This is a genomic window from Pirellulales bacterium, assembly GCA_036490175.1.
GTDB lineage: Bacteria > Planctomycetota > Planctomycetia > Pirellulales > JACPPG01 > JACPPG01.
In genome coordinates this window covers 1-5068 of the sequence record DASXEJ010000147.1, presented here as the reverse complement: position 1 = coordinate 5068, position 5068 = coordinate 1, and the positions used below count along the sequence as shown (strand labels likewise).

Sequence of the window (5068 nt, the reverse complement as noted above, 5' to 3'; positions counted from 1 at the left end):
CGCGACGCCTCGGTCTGAGGCGACAAAAAGGCTGCAAACGCCTTTGTTTGGATTGAATCGTGGAGTCTGCCTCAGGTCTGCTGCAAGCGCGCCGCCGCCAATGTGTTCGCCAGCAGCATGGTGATTGTCAGCGGGCCCACTCCACCGGGCACCGGCGTGATCATCCCTGCCACCTCGCGCACGGCGGCAAAGTCCACGTCGCCAACTAAGCCTGCCTCGGTGCGGTTCATGCCGACGTCGATCACCACGGCGCCCGTCTTGACCATGTCGGCCGTAACAAATTTCGCCTGACCGATGGCGGCAATCAGAATGTCCGCTTGACGAGTTATCTCGGCCATGTTTCGCGTGCGTGTATGACACACGGTTACGGTGGCGTCGGCCCCGGTGCCGCGCTGCATGAGCATATTGGCCAGGGGCTTGCCAACGATGTCGCTGCGACCCAGGATCACCACTCGTCGGCCGGCAATCTCGACGCCATTCCGTAGCAACAACTCTTGAACTCCGTGCGGAGTGCAGGGCAGAAACTGCGGCCTCCCCTGCATCAACCGTCCGACATTTTGCGGATGAAAACAGTCCACGTCCTTCAGCGGGTGGACTGCCTCGAGGATCCGCTTCGCGTCGAGCCCGTCAGGCAGGGGCAACTGCACTAAGATGCCGTGTACGTCTTCATCCTTGTTAAGCCGCGCGACCATCTGCAACAGCTGGTCGATCGAAGCCGTTGCCGGCAGGCGTTCCAAGCGTCCATCGATGCCCAGTCGTTCGCAGGCTTGTCGCTTGTTGCGAACGTAGACTTCGCTGGCCGGATTATCGCCGACCAGCACCGCCGTCAGGCAGGGCACCACGCCATTGTTCTCGATGAAATCGGCAACCTCTTCTGCCAACTCGCCTTGAATCTTTTGCGCCAGGGCCTTTCCATCGAGAATCGTTGCGCTCAAGCGGATGATCTCCGAAGTCCTATTTCCCACGGAAAGGTGGCATTCTAGCAAACGCCTCCGTAGTGTCATCGGCGGGGACTATACCGTGGGCTTTACAGTGCCCAGGTAGAACTGCCCAACCATAACAACAGACGCAGCGACAGACTGGCATAAACGGCCGCCACCAAGTCGTCGGCCATGATACCCCAGCCGTGAGGCAACCGTTCGACCTCGCGCGCCGGTGATGGCTTCAGCACGTCGAACAGCCGAAACAACGCAAATCCCAGCAACAGGTTGATCGGCCGCGTGGCATCCACGAGAAACAACGTCGCCGCCATGCCGACGATCTCGTCGAAAACAATGAAGCCAGGATCGTGAGGTCCACCCAATTGACGCACCGCCAGGGCGCAGATCAGCACGCCGGCCAGGGCCATTGTCGCTAACGCCGCCCCCTGCAGCCAAGGGTTCGGCAGCAACCCAATTCCCCGGGCCAGCGGCAGGCCCAGCAACGAGCCCCATGTGCCCGGCGCAACCGGCATCAGCCCAATCCCGCCCCCCATAGCTAACCAAACTGCTAGCCCACGTCGTGGGGCAATTGGTTCAGGTGCAGGCTGCACAACTTCATTCATGGGCGCATGCTATCCGGGCCCGCAAAAGGCGGCAACGATAGCCGGCGCTCTTCAACGGCTGGGATTTCGGCCGGCTCCACTTGCGAATCGATAGTGACGGTCCGCCCCGGTCCCTGTATCTTTAAGGCATGGCAGCGTAGAATGACGACAAATCTGGTCGCATTGCTATAGATTCACCTCCAAGTCCGCCTTTTCGCCGGCGACAGCCTGGCTACGGGCCCAGTTGGATATCTCATGTCAGACGAAAAGCTTAGTCCGGTCGAGATCGTCAAAACAAGCAGCTGTTACCTGCGCGGCGAAATCGGCGCCGAAATGGTCGATGGCCTCGACCATTTCGGCAAAGACAGCACGCATCTGCTCAAGCATCACGGCACCTACCAGCAGGACGACCGCGACGCTCGGGCCGGTGGACGCACCGGCGGAGGCATCCGCGGCGACAAAGTCTATAGCTTCATGGTCCGCACCAAGATCCCCGGCGGCAAACTGACCAGCGCGCAACTGTTGGCCGAGCTCGATCTGTGTGACGAGTTGGGCAACGCTACCCTGCGGATCACAACGCGCCAGGGGCTGCAATTGCATGGCGTGCTAAAGAGCCACCTCAAAGAAGCCATCGCTCGGATCAACCAGGTGCAATTGTCCACCCTGGCTGCCTGCGGCGACGTCGAGCGCAATATCATGTGCTGTCCGGCGCCGCACCATCAAGACCCGGTACACCAGGAAATGCAGGACCTGGCCGATCGATTGGCCGTGCATCTCTGTCCACGAACCACGGCCTACCACGAGCTGTGGCTCACCGACAACGAGACGGGTGAAGAAACACTCGTTGGCGGCGGCGCCAACGGCCACGAAGTCGAGCCGATCTACGGACCGACCTATCTGCCGCGCAAGTTCAAAACAGCAATCGGCCTGCCGGGCGATAATTGTGTGGACATTTACACCAACGACCTGGGGCTGATGGCCATCACCCGCGACGGCCGCATCATCGGCTACAACGTATTGGTCGGCGGCAGTTTCGGCGTGACCCCCAGTGCGAAGAAAACATTCCCAGCGTTGGCGCAGCGGATGGCCTTCATCACGCCAGACCAGGCCGTCGACGTCACTACGGCGATCATCAAGGTGCAGCGCGACTTCGGGAATCGGGCCGACCGCAAAGTTGCACGGATGAAGTACCTGATCCATGAATGGGGCTTGGAAAAGTTCAAAGCCAAAGTCGAAGAGTATTACGGCGCACCGCTACCCGGTCCGCAGCCTGACGATGTTCACGGCTTCGACGATCATCTCGGCTGGCACGAACAGGGAGACGGTCGCTGGTTCTACGGCCTGAATGTCGAGAACGGGCGCATTCTCGACAACGATCATCTGCAACTTAAAACGGCGCTCCGCGAAATCTGCACGCAGTTCGCGCCGGGCATCCGGCTGACCTCGCACCAGAGCTTGTTGTTCACGAACGTGGCTGCTGAGGATCGCCAAGCAATCGAGCAGATTCTCCGCGACCACGGAGCCAAGCTGTCGAACGAGATTTCCGCCGTGCGGCGATGGTCGATGGCCTGCGTGGCCTGGCCGACCTGCGGCCTATCGATTACCGAGGCCGAACGTGCCCTACCCGGCGTGATCGACGAGTTGGAAGTCGAGCTGGCAAGGCTTGGCCTCTCCAACGAAACGTTCACGGTGCGTATGACGGGCTGCCCCAATGGCTGTGCCCGACCGTACAACTCGGATATCGGCCTGGTGGGCAAAGCCGCTGGAAAATATACGGTTTTCCTGGGGGGTCGGCTGCTGGGGAACCGACTCAACGAGATCTATAAGGACATGGTGCCCGCCGAAGAGTTGGTGAGCACGTTGGTTCCGGTCCTCGCTTACTTCAAGCAAGAACGCGAGCCGGACGAGACTTTCGGCGATTTCTGTCACCGCAAGGGAATGGCCGACCTGCTCGATTGGACCGGCGGGTACGCAGCGCAAGCGAGTGCCTAGGTCCGTCACTGGCGCAAAAATGGGATGGAGTGGCAAGCGATTATGCTTGCACCTATCACCTGCAGAATGGGAATGGAGGCCCGATGCCGCTAAAGCCGTGGATGAACTATCTGCTGTGGTTCGTCGGGGGTTACAACATCCTGGCAGGCCTCGGCATGATGATCTTCTATCACGAGGGCTTCCGCTTCCTTGACCTGCCTAAGCCCGAGTTGATGCTGCCGCTGCAACTGGTTGGCATGCTGGTCGGGCTGTTCGGCGTTGGCTACTGGATGGTGGCCTGGAACCCAGTTGAGAACCGCAACGTGCTGACGTTGGGATTCCTCAGTAAGTTCCTGGGATCGCTCTTGGGCATCGGCTACCTGGTCGTAGGCAAGATGCCGCTTGCGTTTTTGCCGATCCTGTTCTTTGCCGACATCATCTATCTCGCCCCCTTTCTGGTGATCATGGGTCGACTGTACCGCTGGCCGCGGGAAGGACAGGGCACAATTGCCACGGCGCGTGCAATCGACTCGCGCGCGGCCTAGGCCAAGATTGGTCACTGCGTCAGCCTGAATTGGAACGCGCAGCGACTTAAAGCATCGCTTAATGCCCCTCGCCGACCCACGGCGGCGGACCGAGGATCTCTTACCCATATTTCGGCGCCACTTCCAGCATCTTCTTCATTTGCTCGGGCGCCGCCGGCAGCGGGTCTGCCTCGGCCGAATCGAGCGGAATTCCGACCTCGGCGAAAAAGCGTTCGAGCCCGGCCGGCGCCACCAAGGCCAACGCGTGAACCGGAACCGGTCCCTCGTTCCGAAAGAAGTGCGGCACGTCGCGCGGCGCATGCACAAAGTCCCCCACCCGCGCGACAACGCGCTGTCGCTCGGCACCGATGAAGAACGTCAGCTCGCCCGCCAGAATATGAAAGCCCTCGTCTTCGCGATGATGCACATGCGGCGGCGAGCCATTGCCCGGCGGGATGAAGAAGTCGAAGAAAGCGTAAGCGCCGTCACTCTCTGCGCCCGTGACCTTGAAGATATATCGGTCCCCGACAACGGAATACGCCTGCCCCTGCCGTGGACCAATCAGTTGCGGCGTGCGTTTATCGGTCATGCATTCCACCGTGAATGAACGAGTAAGAATACCGTGTGCACGCCGCACATTGCCACGGCCAGCAATAAAAAACCGCCGAGTACCCGCGACGGGTATTCGGCGGTTCAATTTCCAACATAATTTTCTTCTCTACCTGCAACCTAACGCCGAGTGCCTCCTTACACGACCTGCGTAACGCCCGGCGTGGCCACGACCGGCACGGGCGGCGTGGCGCTAAAGGCGTATTCCTTGGGCGCCAGGTTGATGTCCGAGCCAATGGCCTGGTCCCAGGTGATCATCTTGCCCGAGTAGGTTGCCATGCGTCCAAGGATCGAGGTCATCGTCGATAGCGCGCCGTTTTCCGCCTCGTTCAACGGCGATCCCGCGCGGATGCTGGCAAACAAATCATCGTGCTCGACCTGGTACGGGTTGCGCTTCTCGCCGCGGAAACGCCACTCGTCCCATCCTCGGACCTTGATCCGG

The 5068-nt window shown here is 60.4% G+C and carries 6 protein-coding genes; 2 read left to right on the top strand and 4 right to left on the bottom strand.

Annotated features, from left to right (window positions below; genetic code table 11):
- Positions 1-71: 71 nt before the first annotated feature.
- Positions 72-935, bottom strand: coding sequence for a bifunctional methylenetetrahydrofolate dehydrogenase/methenyltetrahydrofolate cyclohydrolase FolD (gene folD, locus VGG64_11545; GenBank protein HEY1600231.1), 864 nt, complete (start codon positions 933-935; stop codon positions 72-74).
- A 92-nt stretch (positions 936-1027) separates the two neighbouring features.
- Positions 1028-1474 (bottom strand): phosphatidylglycerophosphatase A, encoded by a 447-nt coding sequence (locus VGG64_11540; GenBank protein ID HEY1600230.1) that lies wholly within the window; start codon positions 1472-1474, stop codon positions 1028-1030.
- Between the two features lie 303 nt (positions 1475-1777).
- Here VGG64_11540 and VGG64_11535 point away from each other — a divergent pair, with 303 nt between their 5' ends.
- Together VGG64_11535 and VGG64_11530 are read left to right on the top strand one after the other, a co-directional pair.
- Positions 1778-3514, top strand: a complete 1737-nt coding sequence (locus tag VGG64_11535) for an NADPH-dependent assimilatory sulfite reductase hemoprotein subunit (protein ID HEY1600229.1) — start codon at positions 1778-1780, stop codon at positions 3512-3514.
- An 83-nt stretch (positions 3515-3597) separates the two neighbouring features.
- Positions 3598-4038: a hypothetical protein gene (locus VGG64_11530; GenBank protein HEY1600228.1), complete on the top strand. Its 441-nt coding sequence runs from the start codon at positions 3598-3600 to the stop codon at positions 4036-4038.
- A 100-nt stretch (positions 4039-4138) separates the two neighbouring features.
- On the opposite strand, the gene VGG64_11525 is transcribed toward VGG64_11530, so the two are convergent.
- Together VGG64_11525 and VGG64_11520 are read right to left on the bottom strand one after the other, a co-directional pair.
- Positions 4139-4606, bottom strand: a complete 468-nt coding sequence (locus VGG64_11525) for a cupin domain-containing protein (GenBank protein HEY1600227.1) — start codon at positions 4604-4606, stop codon at positions 4139-4141.
- Positions 4607-4764: 158 nt separating this feature from the next.
- Positions 4765-5068 (bottom strand): gfo/Idh/MocA family oxidoreductase (locus VGG64_11520; GenBank protein ID HEY1600226.1); only part of this gene is annotated, 304 nt, incomplete at its 5' end.

What these genes read in the sequence shown, in the direction of transcription:
- VGG64_11540 (HEY1600230.1), bottom strand. Translation starts at nt 1,474, where the DNA reads ATGGGGGGCGGGATTGGGCTGATGCCGGTTGCGCCGGGCACATGGGGC.
- VGG64_11535 (HEY1600229.1), top strand. Translation starts at nt 1,778, where the DNA reads ATGTCAGACGAAAAGCTTAGTCCGGTCGAGATCGTCAAAACAAGCAGC.
- VGG64_11530 (HEY1600228.1), top strand. Translation starts at nt 3,598, where the DNA reads ATGCCGCTAAAGCCGTGGATGAACTATCTGCTGTGGTTCGTCGGGGGT.
- VGG64_11525 (HEY1600227.1), bottom strand. Translation starts at nt 4,606, where the DNA reads ATGACCGATAAACGCACGCCGCAACTGATTGGTCCACGGCAGGGGCAG.